This window comes from Methanooceanicella nereidis, from assembly GCF_021023085.1.
Taxonomy (GTDB): Archaea; Halobacteriota; Methanocellia; order Methanocellales; family Methanocellaceae; genus Methanooceanicella; species Methanooceanicella nereidis.
In genome coordinates this window covers 128,540-144,450 of the sequence record NZ_PGCK01000005.1, presented here as the reverse complement: position 1 = coordinate 144,450, position 15,911 = coordinate 128,540, and the positions used below count along the sequence as shown (strand labels likewise).

Annotated in this window: 13 protein-coding genes; 10 read left to right on the top strand and 3 right to left on the bottom strand. The window is 44.6% G+C overall.

Annotated features, from left to right (window positions below):
• Positions 1 to 65 precede the first annotated feature (65 nt).
• Positions 66 to 2,012, top strand: coding sequence for a family 16 glycosylhydrolase (locus tag CUJ83_RS07680; protein WP_230741708.1), 1,947 nt, complete (start codon positions 66 to 68; stop codon positions 2,010 to 2,012).
• 79 nt (positions 2,013 to 2,091) lie between these two features.
• On the opposite strand, the gene CUJ83_RS07675 is transcribed toward CUJ83_RS07680, so the two are convergent.
• Positions 2,092 to 3,642, bottom strand: a complete 1,551-nt coding sequence (locus CUJ83_RS07675; protein ID WP_230741707.1) for a flippase — start codon at positions 3,640 to 3,642, stop codon at positions 2,092 to 2,094.
• 549 nt (positions 3,643 to 4,191) lie between these two features.
• On the opposite strand from CUJ83_RS07675, the gene CUJ83_RS07670 reads away from it, so the two are divergent.
• The 8 genes from CUJ83_RS07670 to dapF all read left to right on the top strand — a co-directional run bounded on the left by CUJ83_RS07670 (position 4,192) and on the right by dapF (position 12,732).
• Positions 4,192 to 4,947, top strand: coding sequence for a family 16 glycosylhydrolase (locus tag CUJ83_RS07670; protein WP_230741706.1), 756 nt, complete (start codon positions 4,192 to 4,194; stop codon positions 4,945 to 4,947).
• Between the two features lie 411 nt (positions 4,948 to 5,358).
• The gene (locus CUJ83_RS07665) at positions 5,359 to 6,309 is read left to right on the top strand and encodes a polysaccharide deacetylase family protein (protein ID WP_230741705.1); all 951 of its coding nucleotides are present in this window, start codon (positions 5,359 to 5,361) and stop codon (positions 6,307 to 6,309) included.
• Positions 6,310 to 6,321: 12 nt separating this feature from the next.
• Positions 6,322 to 7,071 carry a GNAT family N-acetyltransferase gene (locus tag CUJ83_RS07660; protein WP_230741704.1) on the top strand — a complete coding sequence of 250 codons (750 nt, stop codon included), beginning with the start codon at positions 6,322 to 6,324 and terminating at the stop codon, positions 7,069 to 7,071.
• Between the two features lie 61 nt (positions 7,072 to 7,132).
• Positions 7,133 to 8,245, top strand: coding sequence for a glycosyltransferase family 4 protein (locus tag CUJ83_RS07655; protein WP_230741703.1), 1,113 nt, complete (start codon positions 7,133 to 7,135; stop codon positions 8,243 to 8,245).
• Between the two features lie 152 nt (positions 8,246 to 8,397).
• The gene (locus CUJ83_RS07650) at positions 8,398 to 9,159 is read left to right on the top strand and encodes a class I SAM-dependent methyltransferase (RefSeq protein ID WP_230741702.1); all 762 of its coding nucleotides are present in this window, start codon (positions 8,398 to 8,400) and stop codon (positions 9,157 to 9,159) included.
• Between the two features lie 302 nt (positions 9,160 to 9,461).
• Entirely contained in the window at positions 9,462 to 10,613 is a 1,152-nt protein-coding gene (locus tag CUJ83_RS07645; protein WP_230741701.1) for an LL-diaminopimelate aminotransferase, read from the top strand.
• Positions 10,610 to 11,893: a diaminopimelate decarboxylase gene (gene lysA / locus CUJ83_RS07640; protein WP_230741700.1), complete on the top strand. Its 1,284-nt coding sequence runs from the start codon at positions 10,610 to 10,612 to the stop codon at positions 11,891 to 11,893. The genes CUJ83_RS07645 and lysA overlap by 4 nt, the downstream gene beginning before the upstream one ends.
• A complete protein-coding gene (gene dapF / locus CUJ83_RS07635) occupies positions 11,890 to 12,732 on the top strand; it encodes a diaminopimelate epimerase (protein ID WP_230741699.1) in 843 nt (280 codons plus the stop codon). The genes lysA and dapF overlap by 4 nt, the downstream gene beginning before the upstream one ends.
• Before the next feature lie 16 nt (positions 12,733 to 12,748).
• On the opposite strand, the gene CUJ83_RS07630 is transcribed toward dapF, so the two are convergent.
• A complete protein-coding gene (locus CUJ83_RS07630; RefSeq protein ID WP_230741698.1) occupies positions 12,749 to 14,278 on the bottom strand; it encodes a DUF362 domain-containing protein in 1,530 nt (509 codons plus the stop codon).
• Positions 14,279 to 14,520: 242 nt separating this feature from the next.
• Between CUJ83_RS07630 and CUJ83_RS07625 the strand changes: the two genes are divergently transcribed.
• Positions 14,521 to 15,132, top strand: a complete 612-nt coding sequence (locus tag CUJ83_RS07625) for a hypothetical protein (protein ID WP_230741697.1) — start codon at positions 14,521 to 14,523, stop codon at positions 15,130 to 15,132.
• A gap of 91 nt (positions 15,133 to 15,223) precedes the next feature.
• Here the strand turns inward: CUJ83_RS07625 and CUJ83_RS07620 are convergent, their stop codons facing one another.
• Positions 15,224 to 15,898 (bottom strand): TIGR00266 family protein, encoded by a 675-nt coding sequence (locus CUJ83_RS07620; RefSeq protein WP_230741695.1) that lies wholly within the window; start codon positions 15,896 to 15,898, stop codon positions 15,224 to 15,226.
• Between the last annotated feature and the right edge of the window lie 13 nt (positions 15,899 to 15,911).

The window sequence follows — 15,911 nt, the reverse complement described above, 5'->3', positions numbered from 1 at the left end:
CCACATTAAGTGTCGCATCATTAAGTGGTTATAACATCGCAGATGCTAAGACGGGAAATGATCTATTGAATAATGAAAAACTCTCGTCCGGTACTCTGGCGACTAATTATATCCTTTACGATGACTTTTCGTTCAAAAAGGATGATGTATGGACCGTGTCCTCCTACAACGGACCGCAGGGAACTAAATTTTCACCCTCGAACGTATACTTCTCATATGGTAAGCTTGTCATATCGTCTTCAACCAAAGACCATACAGGTGGAGAATACTATACTAAGGAGCAGTTTTCATATGGTAAATACCGGTCGAGCATGAAGCTCGATATGCAATCCGGCACCCGCCTGAACCTGTTCACGTACAAGAGCCTCTCCAATGGATATGACGAGATCGACGTTCAGTTCACAAAAGACGGTAAAAAGACATACTTAGCTTTTGTGACGAACACAGGTGGAAAACAGGATTTCTATAAGTACGAATTACCATTCGACCCGCGCCTTAAGTACCATGAGTATGGTTTTAACTGGTACAGCGACAGGGTAGAGTTCTATGTCGACGGTAAGCTGATCTGGACCTCAAAAGTAGTCGTACCGTCCCAGTCGGGACATCTCCTGTTCAGCAACTGGGTAGAGAAAGATGCACCGGTAGGGTTCACAAAGACAAGTAAGCTGTATGCCGACTGGGTATCGATAGAGCCATTATCGGCATCTCCGACACCAACGGCTACGCCGAATCCTACGGTAACTCCGACCGCGACGCCGAAGCCTACAGTGGTCCCTACGGCGACACCTACCGCGACGCCGACTGCTACTCCGACCGTAATACCGACCGTGACGCCGAGGCCCACCGTTACCCCGACCGTAACTCCAGTGCCCGACGGGTATTCTGTCGATACCACCAGCAGATGGGCGAAGTATAATACCTACTTCGGTCCTGTCGAGGGCGTGACCGTTAAGCCGGGCGAAGGGATAGAGCAGGGAATCTACTATAAGAACACGGGCACGAAGTCCGATTCTTACAACGTTCATATCATAGGCCTGCCTTCAAACTGGTGTAAGGTTACCATGTACGGAGTCGAGACTATATCTCCCGGAATGGGCAGATACGGTAACGTCGTTATCACACCCGCCTCTTCCGGAACATATACGTTCACAGTGAAGATCGAGTCGAAAACGGATGCCAGAGTATGTGACACTGTAACATATACGCTTAAGGTCGAAGGCTCTGCAGCTCCGACGGCTACTCCGACGGCTACTCCGGTAACCCCGACCCCTACCCCGACTCCTAAGCCGACCGTGACGCCGACTGCTACGCCGACTGCTACGCCGACCGCTACTCCGAGGCCTACCGTAACTCCGACGCCGACTCCTACCATAACTCCGACTCCGGCACCGAACCCGAACTATCTCCTGAATGATGCCTTCACATCCGATAATGGCTACTGGGAAAAGAGGTCGGGAATATGGGACTCAAGCTACGTATATACCAAGTTCATACCCGAGAATGTCTGGTATAGCGACGGAAAGCTCGTGTTAAGGTCAAACGTAGTTGATAAGACCGGCGGAGAGGTAAGGTCAAAGAACCTGTTCTTCTATGGTAAGTACAAAGCCAGCATGAAGCTGAGCCAGACCACCGGCACATATGAGAACTTCTACAGTTACCTGTGGCCGAACAACGGTAAGAAGCATAACGAGATCGACATAGAGATGTTCAAGAACAGCGATGGTTCTACCTCTGCGATGTTCAGTACATACTATGACTACGTAAGAACTTATTACGTGTATAAGCTGCCGTTCGATCCCAGCACTGGCTATCACACGTACGGGTATAACTGGTACAGCGACCGTATAGAGTTCTTCATAGACGACAAGCTCATATGGACTTCGCGCAGCAACTTACCGAAGGACCCGATGTACCTGTACTTCAATACCTGGGTGATGAAGAACCCAGGATCGAGCTACGGCAACGGCATTAACACGCAGTACGTTGACTGGGTCACAGTACAGCCATTGTAAGAAAATTAAAAACAGTATCCATGATGGTCGGATATCCGGCGAGTATGCCCGGATAACCGGCCGGATCTTATTTTTCGTATTATTTTATCACTTCTTTTCTTCTTAAGATGGGGACATATTTACCTATCCGTCTTTCGATCTCGGACAGGATCATGACATCTTCATTGTCTATCGCCTTGAACACTATCATCAACGCGACATACGAGGTGGCGTAGAGGACAAACGCCATGATGGCGATGAAAATGGACGGCTCTATTGCCAGAAATTTCATCAGAAGATAAAATACCGGTACCAGGATAAACGATATGGCTATGGATACAATATAATTCCTGGTGAACGGGTGTATCTTCAATATCTGGTAGAGGCGGACGGATAACAGTATGTTGGCTACGGAAGCCGAAAACGTAACCGCTATGGCGGCCCCTATTATCCCCAGAGGCGGTATCAGTAATATGCTAAAGACTATATTCAGGATCGCGTTCATGAGGAAAGACTCGATTATGAACCTTGTCCTGCCCATAGCTATCAATGTATGATAGTTCGGTCCGGTGATCGGGTTTATAATATACCCTATGACCACTATCTGTAAGACGAAAGCTATACCTATGTATCTTGCACCGAAAAGCAGGTTGACGATCGTCTCAGGGAACAATAAGAACACAAAAAATATTGGCAAAGAGCTCATGTATCCCCATTTTGTAGTGATTATGTAGCTCCTCTTTAACTCCTCGATCCGGTCCTTCCCGAAGAGGTTTGAAATTATGGGGGTATACATGTATCCTATTGAGTTCAATACGATGAGCAATAGCCCTGCCATCAGTAAGGCTATGTCAAATTCACCTACTATTGACGGTGTTTTAAAATGTCCCAGTATGAGCGTCGTAGCCTGGGACATCATCATCAGCAGCACGTTGACCGATAAAAGCGGTATCGAAAATTTTAAAAGCTCCCCTGTGATCGTTTTTTCTGTCCTTGATAATTCTGAGTACTTGTTCGAGTAGACTCTTTTAATATATGCGAGGAATGCAAAAAGTGTTATAATGACTGATAATGCATATGCATAGATTATTGTTTCAAAACCCATGTTCAGTAAGATCGCCGCGATTAAAAATACCAGGAACAACAAAGGCTTTAGAATATCGTTAAAAATGACCTTTGCCCTGGGAATATTGAAACCTCTCATGATGGAAAGCAGCATCCCTGTCAATACCATGAATGGTACGGTTATTGAGGCGATCTTAAGAATATTGGATAGTTCCGGGGAATGAAATACCTGTACGGAAATAAATTCAGAAAAAATAAAAAATATCATTGTGGATGCGATGCTTGTTATCAGTACCAGTTTGATCGAAGTGTAAATTATATCTTTTACGTTCGAATTATCCGATTTTCCGGTAAAATACGCTATGAACCTGGCAGCGCCTTCGTCAAGGCCCAGCATGGATAGGGTGGACGTCATCGTGACAAGCGTGATAGCCAGGGTATATATCCCGTACTCATCCTGCGTTGTAGACCTGACGAGTATTATCCTTATGATAAAATTTAACATCAGGGATATGAAAACACCGATAAAGATGATGGCAGTGCCTTTGACTATGTTCTGTAATGAATCGGATAATGTCTTTTGCATAATATCAAATATACTATTAATTTTAATTATATAATATTTAATATTTTTTATTATGTATATTTCTATCGGTTAAAAAATAAATTTCCTGTTTCGATATAATTCCATGTTCTAAAAATATCGCGGGCTCATATTCCCCGAAGATAATAAAAAATAAATTGGTTAAGACCGTTCACACAGTTTTATTCCCGAACATTTGTGCTGGAATGAACATTAATAAATAAAATTTTACTCGAGACAAACGGGATATTTCGAGAAAGATCTATTTTTAAATATTTTGTTAAGGAACTTAACGATCCTGATGCAGGATCGTCTTAATCCCATTAATGTCTAAGTATATCCGATTATATCGATTTAATTCTAATTGTTTTATCATCAATCGTCTAGCATGATAAAAACGTGCAAAAATTAAAATATGCGTAGTTGCTTTTTTATATTTGGTAATTTATAATGGACAGAATATTTTTAATTGTCTCGGCGATACTGGTGGTAACACTTGCATTTCTTGTGGTTGCCTCACAAAACCCTATGCTATATTATAATTCAACTGCCATGGGGGGCAATGTATGGTCATCCGCTACTGCACGGCCCTTTCTAAATCTTTCAGGGTCCGACCTGGTGCCGATCGATAATACAATATTCTCCTGTGACCTGATGTCACTGAAAATAAAATCGCCTGAAATGTTGTACGATTATGTACTTTATGATAATTTTACATCACTTGATAGTAAGACCTGGACAATATCTTCCTACACGCCAGATTCCGATTTTCTCAAGACGACGTTTACGCGGCCTAACGTGTGGGGATCGAACGGAAAGCTTGTTCTCCGGTCATGCATATCGGATCGGACCGGTGGGGAGATCAAATCTAACGACCTGTTCTACCATGGAAAGTACAGGGCTGCAATTATGGTCGACCAGACACCAGGCACATTCCTGACTTTCTATAGTTACCTCTGGCCATCGAAGTCAAACAGGCACAATGAGATAGATATAGAGTTATTAAAGAATGACCATGGCGGGACAACTGCCATGTTCACCACCTGGTATAATTATAAAAAGACCCAAAAACTTTATGATCTTCCTTTTGATCCCGGGGCAGATTATCATATCTATGGCTATGACTGGTATGGTGACCGTGTAGAATTCTATATTGATGGCGATCTCATATGGACGTCTTTCACTGACCTTCCACAGGACCCGATGTACGTTTATTTCAATAACTGGGTAGGTAAAAACGTGCCGGATGGATATGGCAACAGGGTCAACATCGAATATGTGGACTGGGTCACCATAGAGGATCTATAGTCCTGTTATCCAGTATTCGTTGATGGATAGTAAAAACTCTTTTTTATTTGTATCTGTTATTCTTATATTTTTGGCGATATGATCATCAGGCAATGAGATACTATTAAATGTAATTAAACAAATTTTTACTGATAATTTGAATATATCTATAAAATATCGATATTTACTCTTAAAAAATGTTTATTTGTATTATTACTAAAATATTAATTTTCCAAAGCAGTAATTAGTTTTTCAAATTTAATATATTATATTAATACAAAATTATAAATATTATAAAAATAAAAAAGATTTTGTCAAAATGGTCCCTGTGATATTTTCCGGTAATTTTTTTACCTGACTTGAGACGGGACCTGTTTAATGATCTCGGATCATATGTCGGCAGGATCAGCGGATAAAGGCCGGGGGTATTAATTGGACGTTATAATAGTTTGCCATACTGAGTTCGGCAGAACGAAAAACAATACGGTGATTTACGATAAGGATGTAAAGGAAGGCGTAAGCCTTGGCGTCCCGAACTTAATAAAGGTCGCGGATAGGTATGGGGCTAAAGTGACATTTGCGGTCATGCCGGAAGTCGTCGAATATTTTCCAGCGGGAACAGGCCATGAAATAGGGCTGCATATACATCCCGGCTGGGGAGATTTTGAAATAAACGGTGAAAAATATACCGTCGGTGATTCATATTTAAGAAGGCAATGTGACACATCCTCCGACTCCACGGTCCTGAAAGATTATCCTTATAATGAACAGCTCGATATGATAAGGGTCGGGAAAGATCTTATCTCTGACTCACTGGGAACAGGGCCAAAAGTCTTCGTCGCAGGCCGCTGGTCAATCAATGATGATACGATCCGGGCTTTAATAAAGTCCGGATTTTCTCACGAATGTTCCGCGCCCGCTCATAAAGTGTCAGGCCATTACGACTGGTCGAGACTGCCTCGTATTTGCATGCCTTACCGTCCCGGCCCGGACTATCAGGAAAATGGCGACCTTCCTATCCTGATCATGCCCATTTCTCAGACATTTATGGGGGCCAGTGTCAATCCCGAGATAATCCCTCTGATCGGGCTTTCATGGCTCAGGTCCTGCTTTCTGGAATATTACCGGCAAAAACTGCCACTGTTCCATATTTGTCTTCACTCCCCATGTATGTGCGACCCGTATTTTATCGATAACATGGACCGGTTGTTGAAATTTATCTCTAAATTTAACGTCGGTTTCAAATTCGCTTCAAGCATAGGGGAATATCCCGAAGTAAGTCCCAGGACCGATATACTCCCGTATATTGGCGGCATGAACGCTAACCTGCTAAGGGCGTGTTTAAATACATTCCAGAGGCGCCGGGCATCTCTGAAAATATAGCTACGTAAGGCGGTGATCAAAATATTAGAGTTTGACAGGAACATCTACATGTTCAAGAGGAAAGACGTCTGGTTCAGCGATCATCCTTTTGACGTAAAGGGATATGACAGTGTCGTGTTTTATTCATGCAAGAACAATGTGGATGCCGAAGGTTTTCGAAGGAGCGAGACGGCGACGTTGACCATGGATCTGACACAGGACCTTGATACCATATGGAGAGATGTTTTCCACTCCCATTGTAAAAAGTCAATAAACCGGGCAAAGAAGGCCGGCGTCAAAATAAAAATAAACGAGGACTATGAAAAGTTCGTAGAGGTTAACAGGTCCTTCAGGAAACAAAAAGGCCTTCCTGATGACTTCATTGATGTTGATTTCCTGAGATCGCACGGTACGCTGTTTGTGGCAGAGTATGAAGGCGATATTATCGTCGGTACGCACTTCCTGGAAGATGAGGGTCATATACGGTCGCTGATAGGCGCATCAAAACGTTTTGAAGTCGATAAAAAAACTGCCAGACTGATCAGCGAGACGGATAAGCTGATCGACTGGGAAGCGATGAACTACGCTAAAGAAAAAGGTATAAACGAGTTCGATTTCGGCGGTTTTTACATCGGAGAGGAAAAGAACACGGACATGGAAAATATCAATTCCGTAAAATCCGGTTATGGCGGTAAACTGACTAAAAAATATAATTATGAAAAAAATTATTCCCGGATATATGATCTTTCAAAAAAGCTGTATGAGCTAAAAATAAAATTATAAATATAAATAAATTTAAATTATTATATGCTACAAGATTGAAAACATGTGCCAGGTGATAAGCTTGAAAATCGTAAGCATTGGAAATTTTATCGATTATCAGATCCAGTTATCAAATAATCTTGTTAAAAATGATTCTACAATGCTTGTACTCTATACTATGGGTAAGACTATACCGGAGGAGCATTTTGGGATAGTTGGCGAAGGCGTGGACATTAACGTCCTTTCCAGGTCGGGCCCGATATATGATCCGATAAAGTTAAGCAGATTTTTATTCGATTTCTACAGGGTCATGAGAAAAATAAGAAAATATGAACCCGACGTGATACATTTTCAGATCGGAAGCCCTATACTGGCTTTTTTTGTGCCGTTCCTGAAAAGGTATCGGATGGTCACTACCTTCCATGATGTGAAGCCTCATACCGGCGAGAAAAAATTCTGGGAGCCGATGCCGCTGCATTATCTGTTGAGGTCTTCCGAAGAGATACTGGTCCACGGGGAAAAATTAAAACAGATCATCGTAGATGCGCAGTATAAGCCGTCGGATAAGGTGCACTCCATACCTATGGGGCCGCATAATATCGAGCCGTTCATGGTCCACCTGAACGATGATATCAAAGAGGAGGACAACACTATCCTGTTTTTCGGGAGGATATATGAATATAAGGGGCTTGAGTATTTGATAAAAGCCGAGCCTTTGATAACAAAGGAGATACCGGATGCCAGGATCGTCATAGCGGGCACGGGCGAGGACTTTAAGAAATACGAGGATATGATGGTCAACAGGGACCGGTTTATTGTGTATAACCATCATATTTCGTTCAAGGAGGGGGCAGAGATCTTTCAAAGATGCAGCGTGGTAGCCCTTCCTTATATAGATGCGTCGCAGAGCGGGGTAGTCTCTACCGCATACGGGTTTAAAAAACCGGTCGTTGTCACTGATGTCGGGGCCTTATCGGAAATAGTGGATGACGGTATTACCGGCCTGGTCATTCAGCCCGGGAACCCGGAAGCCCTGGCGGCAGCCATTATTAAACTGTTAAAAGACAGGGGCCTTAGAAAGCGGATGGGGGAAAACGCATATAAAAAGCTAAACACAGATCTTTCGTGGGAAAATATATCCAAAAGGACCATCGACATCTATAAAAAGGCAACGGATGGAAGTTTTCATAATTAATTTGACGTACGGCCATCCCTTATCTATACTAGGCATTAAATAAATTTGTGTATGATCTTTCGAGTATCTTTAAACAATGGTCCCCGAATACAAATAGGAATTATTTTTTTTATAAATATATATTTATATTTAATATTGTATATACTTATATTATGTCCAACAAGAGCGTTTATGAGCGCCAGAAAATCGTAGAGATATTTTCTAAATATTATTATCTTGATAAACCTGAACTATCCATAATATGTAAATTTGAAGATAAATTACCTAAAATGAAAATGCTCGATCTGGGCGTAGGTGCAGGTCGTACGACTCACTATTTTGGCAGGCTTGCGGAAGAATATGTCGGCATAGATTATTCCCGGGGCATGATAGACCGGTGTAATGAAGATTTTAAAGATCTCAAAAATTGTTCCTTTCAGCTATGTGACGTAAGGGACATGAGGATCTTTAGGGATGAAGAGTTCGACTTTATACTTTTTAGTTTTAACGGCCTTGATTGTATCTCGCATGGAGATCGCATTAATGCATTGCGGGAGATCAACCGCATCTGTAAGAAAGGCGGTTATTTCTTTTTCTCCTCACATAATCTTAACTACATCGAAGACCTCTATAAGTTCAAGTTTTCGATCGATCCCTTCTTGACGGCCCGGGAGATCGCGTTTCATTTAATATTAAGGGCGAGGAATAAACCTTTTAATGACCTGAAGAATAGCAAGTTTGCAGTCATCAATGACGGGACCCGCAGTTTCAGTCTAAATTTGTATTATATCTATCCCGGCGAGCAGATAAAACAATTACATGAAGCCGGTTTTAAGAACATCAGGATATATTCGCAGAATGACGGAAGAGAGATCGAGGAAAGTAAACTGGCTGTAGTCAGGGATCACTGGCTGCATTATCTCTGTGAAAAATGATAAAGAATAATATGTCAGTCTCGATCTTGTTAATATGATAATAAATATCTCCGATGAATATTTTTTTAAAAATAGAGCGATAATTCGAAACATGCTTAAATGTTCTCTGAACGCCTAGGATATGTTATCAGCTGCTAAAAGGGATTTTAAAGGCGCTTTTTAACCATTACCGTCCATACCCTAAAGATTTATGTATAAATATGTGAGTGTCACAAACACATTTATTTATACCTATATCCTTATAAGTTACCGGGTGTCTTCGGATACCGTATAACGTTCATAGGAGTCACTTAATAATGGTTATGTACGCGAACAGGATTAACTCAATACCACCCTACCTCTTCGCAGAGGTCGACAGGGCGAAACAGCAAAAGATCAAAGAAGGCGTAGACATCATAGACCTGGGCGTAGGCGACCCTGACCTGCCGTCACCCGATTATGTCATCGAATCATTGTGTAAGGCGGTCAAGGACCCCGAGACTCATCAATACCCCTCGTACTCGGGATCTAACGTTTTCAGGGGCGAGGTCGCGGAATGGTTCAAGGCCCGCTTTGGCGTGACGCTCGACTCTACGAAAGAGATAATCACTCTCATAGGCTCTAAGGAAGGAGTTGCTCATATCCCCCTCGCTTTTGTGAACCCGGGAGAATATGCACTCTGTCCCAATCCAGCTTACCCCGTATACTCTATCGGCACGATACTTGCAGACGGTAAGCCTTACGACATGCCGCTTCTCTCGGAGAACGGCTTCAAGCCGGACCTCTCAAAGATACCAAAAGAGGTCATCAAGAACACGAACCTGATGTTCGTCAACTATCCTAACAACCCGACAGGGGCCGTTGCGGATAAAAGCTTCTTCCGCGAGGTCATAGACTTCGGTAAGGACAACGACATCGTCATAGCCCATGATAACGCTTACTCCGAGATGGGATACGATGGCTATAAGGCTCCCAGCATTCTCGAGATGCCGGGCGCCATGGACTGCTGCATCGAACTGCACTCGCTTTCAAAGACATCCAATATGACGGGATGGCGCATAGGCTTCGCCGTGGGCAATGCGGACATTGTCGCAGGGCTCGGAAAGGTCAAGATGAACGTCGACTCCGGCGCATTCCTCGCGATACAGATGGCGGCCATAGACGCGCTGAAGCGCTCCGACGAGTTCAGCGCGAAGATGAATAACATTTATCAGGAAAGAAGGGACGCGCTGCTCGTAGGCCTTAAGGCGCTGGGCATAGACATGCCGAAGCCGAAGGCGACCTTCTACGTATGGGCGCCGGTGCCGAAAGGAAACGACTCTATCGGCTACGCAAAGTACCTTCTGGATAAGGCGGGCATCGTGGCCACTCCGGGTATCGGGTTCGGTAAATACGGAGAGGGCTATGTGAGGTTCTCGCTGACAAAATCCGTCGGGCGCATTAACGAGGCAGTAGAGAGGATGAAAAAACTATGAAAAACTTTGAGATACCCGGCCACCTTGAGGTAAAGAACGGCCACCTTCACATAGGCGGCATGGATACCGTAGAGCTTGCCCGCGAGTACGGCACTCCTCTGTACATAACCAGCGAGGACAGGCTAAGGGACAATTTCGGGAGATTTAAAAAGGCTTTCCCTGACGCTCACATCTATTTCGCGGCAAAGTCCAACAATAACATAGTTGTGCAGCGCATACTCGCGCGGGAGGGCGCAGGCGCTGACGCTTTTTCCGACGGAGAGATATACTTGGCCCGCTTAGCGGGGATCCCTCCTGAGAAGATACTCTTTACCGGAAACTCAAAGACGGACGCAGAGCTCGAATATGCGGTCAACTCCGGCGTCATGGTCTCGGTAGACTCCCATGATGAGCTTATATCGCTGTCAGGGATCGCAAGCAGGCTTGGCAAAGAGGTCAAGATAGCTTTCCGCGTGAACCCGGACGTTTCCGCTGACGCGCACCCCAAGCTCGCGACAGGGCTAAAGACTTCCAAGTTCGGCATACCGAGCCAGGAGATAGTAAGCACCTATAAAAAGGCAAAAGAGCTTCCCGGCGTGAACCCGGTGGGCATTCACTGTCACATAGGCTCCCAGATACTGGAGATATCCCCGTTCGCAGAGGCAATGTCGAAGATGATGGACCTGGTGGAAGCCATCTCCGGCTTTATCGACCTCGAGTTCGTGGACATCGGCGGAGGTCTCGGCATTCCTTACCAGAAAGATGTCAGGGCACCGACACCCCAGGACTGGGCTGACGCTGTACTCCCTATATTCAGGGAAAGATGCGCAAAGCTCGGCATAAACCCCGAGCTGCACATAGAGCCCGGAAGGTACATCACTGCCGATACGACGATCCTTCTCGCTCATGTCAACACAGTGAAAAAGGCCTACAAGAACTTTGTAGGCACAGACGTCGGCTTTAACCTTCTCATAAGGCCCGCGATGTACGACTCATACCATGAGGTCGTCGTGGCTAACAAGGCTGACGGGACCGCCGCCGATACCTATACGGTCGTAGGCCCGATCTGCGAGACCGGCGACATACTTGCAAAGGACAGAAAGCTGCCGGAGATCAAAAAGGACGACATCATCGCCCTGCTTGACGCAGGAGCATATGGTTTCTGCATGAGCTCGCAGTACGTCGGAAGGCCAAGATGTGCGGAAGTGCTCGTGCACGAGGGCAAAGCGGACCTCATACGCAAGCGCGAGACTTATGATGACCTCCTGCAGAATCAGATAATACCCGGTAGATTACTATGACCGAGATAAAATTCACCAAACTTCACGGAAACGGTAACGATTTCATCCTGGTGGACGAGTTTGAGAACAAGATACCGGATGATAAGAAATCCGCTTTCGCGAAGAAATACTGTCACAGGCGCTTCGGCATAGGTGCCGACGGTGTCCTGTTCCTCTCGAGCTCAGGCAGGGGCGCTCCCCTTCGCATGAGAATATTCAACGAGGACGGCTCCGAAGCCGAGATGTGCGGCAACGGGATAAGGTGCTTCGCAAAATATGCGTTCGATGTGGGCCATATCTCAACCGGAAAGACCAAAGTCGAGACTATGGCGGGCATCCTTGAGATAGAGGCAAGGGTGGAAAATGGCAAGAAACTGGTCAAGGTCTGCATGGGTAAACCACTGTTCGACCGTAAAAAGATACCTGCCACGGGAATGGGCGACTTAATAAACGTGCCGCTGCACGGATATGAGGTTTCCGCGGTGAACACGGGCGTCCCTCATGCAGTGATCTTCGTGGACGATATTAACGACCCGGGACTGATGTCTATCGCACCTCAGATACGATATGATAAGATATTCCCTAAAGGTGCGAACGTCAATTTTGTTTCCCGTGAGATGGGCAACCTGAGGGTAAGGACATACGAGAGAGGTGTCGAGGGAGAGACATTAAGCTGCGGCACAGGATCAGTGGCAGCGGCTGCAGTCGCGAGGCGTAAAGGCTTCATTCGCGATTCTACGGTCGTTAAGACCGTAGGCGGAGAGCTAAAAATATCCTTTGAGCACGATATCGCTTACATGGAAGGCAGCGCCGAAACGGTATTCACCGGAACTCTTAATTTCGACGAGTCTTCTCTTTAATTTTTTTAATCGTACCTTATTCTATTAAGGTCTCTTTTTTATTTTCTTTCGATTGATCCATTGCCCGTCCGTATTTCCCTTCAGGCATCGATCCCTCTTTTACGATACTATCCCCGTCATATTCAATATGCCCTTTCCATCCTGTCGGGGGCTCAAAATCACAGTTAAAAGAAAGGTAATGATCGTTAACGCTTCGATCGTTGTACAGGATAACTTTGATATCATCAGGTTTACCGAACAACCTGTATCTTTTTGATCCTATCGCATATTTGAACATGGGTATCTTCTTATAATCAAATCCCATAATGCGGCTACAAACGATATCCACTTCAACCGGATTTTGGCCGGCGACCAGTATGCCGCATTTCTTTGGACACGGTTTTACAGGGCCATCTTTTTCTCCCGATACGATCCCGTCGACTACGATGAACGTCTTTCTCTGCGGCGTATTTTGCATCACGCCGTTTTTGTCGGAATATATTGCTATCTTGTTCAGGTCCGAGATAGTCCGGGGCAGGGTATCGTTTACGTAACACATACCGTGTAAATGCACGTCACTATAGGGGAGTATCTTTGAGCTTAAATCGATAAGGACGTTAGCCATTCTCATGGGCATAGAAAAAAACATATTCGGTGTGCAGATCATTTCTTCCTGAAGTCTTTTATAAAGGCTTTTGCGGAGGTCCCTGTGTATGTATTCATCTCCGCCTTCCTCATTTGATCCGGCCCTGTAGTGGGGAAGCCAATCTTTGTGACCGTTGATGCCTACAAAATTTTTCAGCGAGCAGGTCATTCCTGTTTTTCCGTGAGTTTTTAGCTTGGGAAGGTTGATTATCACGTCTGCTTTCAGGATAGTGTTCGAGATACAATACTCATTTTTATTCTCATCGTGATGTTTTATCATTTCATTCTTATCGTATTCAGACACTCTAAACCTGTGCGAGTCTTTAGATATTTCGAAAAGTTCCGAATCATCCTTCAGGTCTATTATCGAATAGCCTAGCGGATCTCCCGTAAGCTCTTCTTTTTTTCTTCCGCCTGTCCTTGTTATACGCCCCTTTTCTTTTCTAAGGTCCACTATACTGACCTTGATGTCCGAATTTTTATCATAATAGCTCGCAATAGTGTCTAATCCCGTGATACTGACCAGTTTTTCAAAATCCGCGTTCTGGATGGGCGCATCGCCTATTGTTATGCTGCCTTTGTTTTTTAAGGCAATATATACATAATCAAGTACAGCCCTGATTATCGGGCCTTGCGTTATTGTGCACTCCATACCTCCTACGGGATTGGTTTCAATGACAAGATTGGGCTTGATCACCACGCTATCTCCGGGTTTGATCGTTTCCCCGAGCGGGTTCCACGACACTTTTCCATAATTTTCTTTGTCCAATCCCATCATAAAGAAAAGTTTCCTTACCCCCTCATAGGCCGTGTTTTGCGCTGTGAAGTCATTAAATGGGTATTCAGGATAATCATTACCGGGATGAAATGGGGCTTCTTTACAATAATCCATTTTTTCATCCTTAAGGACCGCGATTTTCAACAAATACATCTCCAGATCTTGTTATCTTTTGTATGGCAGGCGCTATTATAACATATTATTATATAAATATAGTAAATAATAATATATTAATCTTTTTAAAATCGCCTATAGTTGACATTATGGCAGAACATGGTGCCGGAGGCCGTTCAGCTTTATTTTGCGATCAATATTTTTGCTTCAGGCATTAATTATAATTAATTAAGTATATAAATATAGAATATCAACAATCTATTGTGCAAGCCATGAGCCCGCAACGGATCCCATCTATCGCTAAGGCCATTATCGTAGCATTGATGGTCACTGCCGCCATACTGGGGGCAATATGGATACTTTTCCCCGGCGGCATTCCTGAGGTCGATCTGTTACTTATCCCGGGCTCTCAGGATGATATGGCCGGTGAAAATATCTCGCTCACGGAACCTTCTTCGATGTTAAAGCTTTTACCGGTCCCGCCAAACGGATGGTCACTGGATAACAGCACCGGCTCTTATGCTGATAACTACCCTCAGCCGTTCACTTTCGCATGCGGGAACTATACAAAGAAAAGCGGTAATGGTACGGTGAACGTACTTATATACGATTCCGGGGGAAAGGGCATCATATGGAACAGTATCTTTAATACGGGGTTTATTTATGACAATGCCGACGGACATGCGCGGACATACTTTTATAAAGACCTTCCGGCATGGGAGACGGCCAAATACGGTCCGGGAGGTAATGTATATTCCATGCACATCAAGCTCGATGAACGGTTCGGCATCGCAATAACCTTAAAGAACGCTACGGATAGCAGTTCTTTGAGAGAGTTTGCCGACAGGATCAACATATACGGGATAAGAGCTTTAGGAAAATGAAGTCTGGAAAGTGAGATGCCCGGAGTAAGACTTTTAAAATATTTTGTCAGGCTATATAAAAAAATTTGAAGAATCAAGGATCTACGGACCCTTAGTTCTTCGGTATCGGGAGCATCGGGTACAGCCAGCTGACAAAGCTGCTCGAGTTCCTGGTCTGCAGAAGCACCTTTCCAGGCCCTCTCAGCCTTGTGACAAGCCCTTCGCCGCTCAGGAATGTGGACTTTAGTCCCCCTACTCTCTCTACGGTGTACGTGATACCCTGCTCGAAAGCTACGAGGTTTCCTGTGTCCACCTTTATTTCCTGTCCCGGATCAAGCTCTATCTCGTGGATCGCGCCGAATGACGATATGAACAGTTCGCCGCTTCCCGATATCTTAAGGAAGAAAAGCCCTTCGCCCGACATCAGTCCTTTAAGGCCCTGGAATTTAGTATCGATCACAAGTCCCTGGCTTGAGGCAAGATACGCTCCGCCCTGAGTGAACCAGTCACCGCTTATGGGTATGTGCTGCACGTCACCCATGTATGGCGGCGCGAACGTTACTATTCCCGGCCCGCCTCTGCTTGTGAAAGTGTTCTGGAAGAATGACTCTCCTCCTATCATCGATCTCTTTAAAGAAGAAAATAATCCACCTCTTGCCGCGGTCTTTATCTCAACGTTGGGAGACATTGTCACCATGGCACCCGTTTCAGCCATAACTGACTCCTCGGGCTCAAGGTACACCTTCAGGAGCGAGTAGACTGGTTTATAAAGTATATCATGTTTCATTGTTAACCTCTTT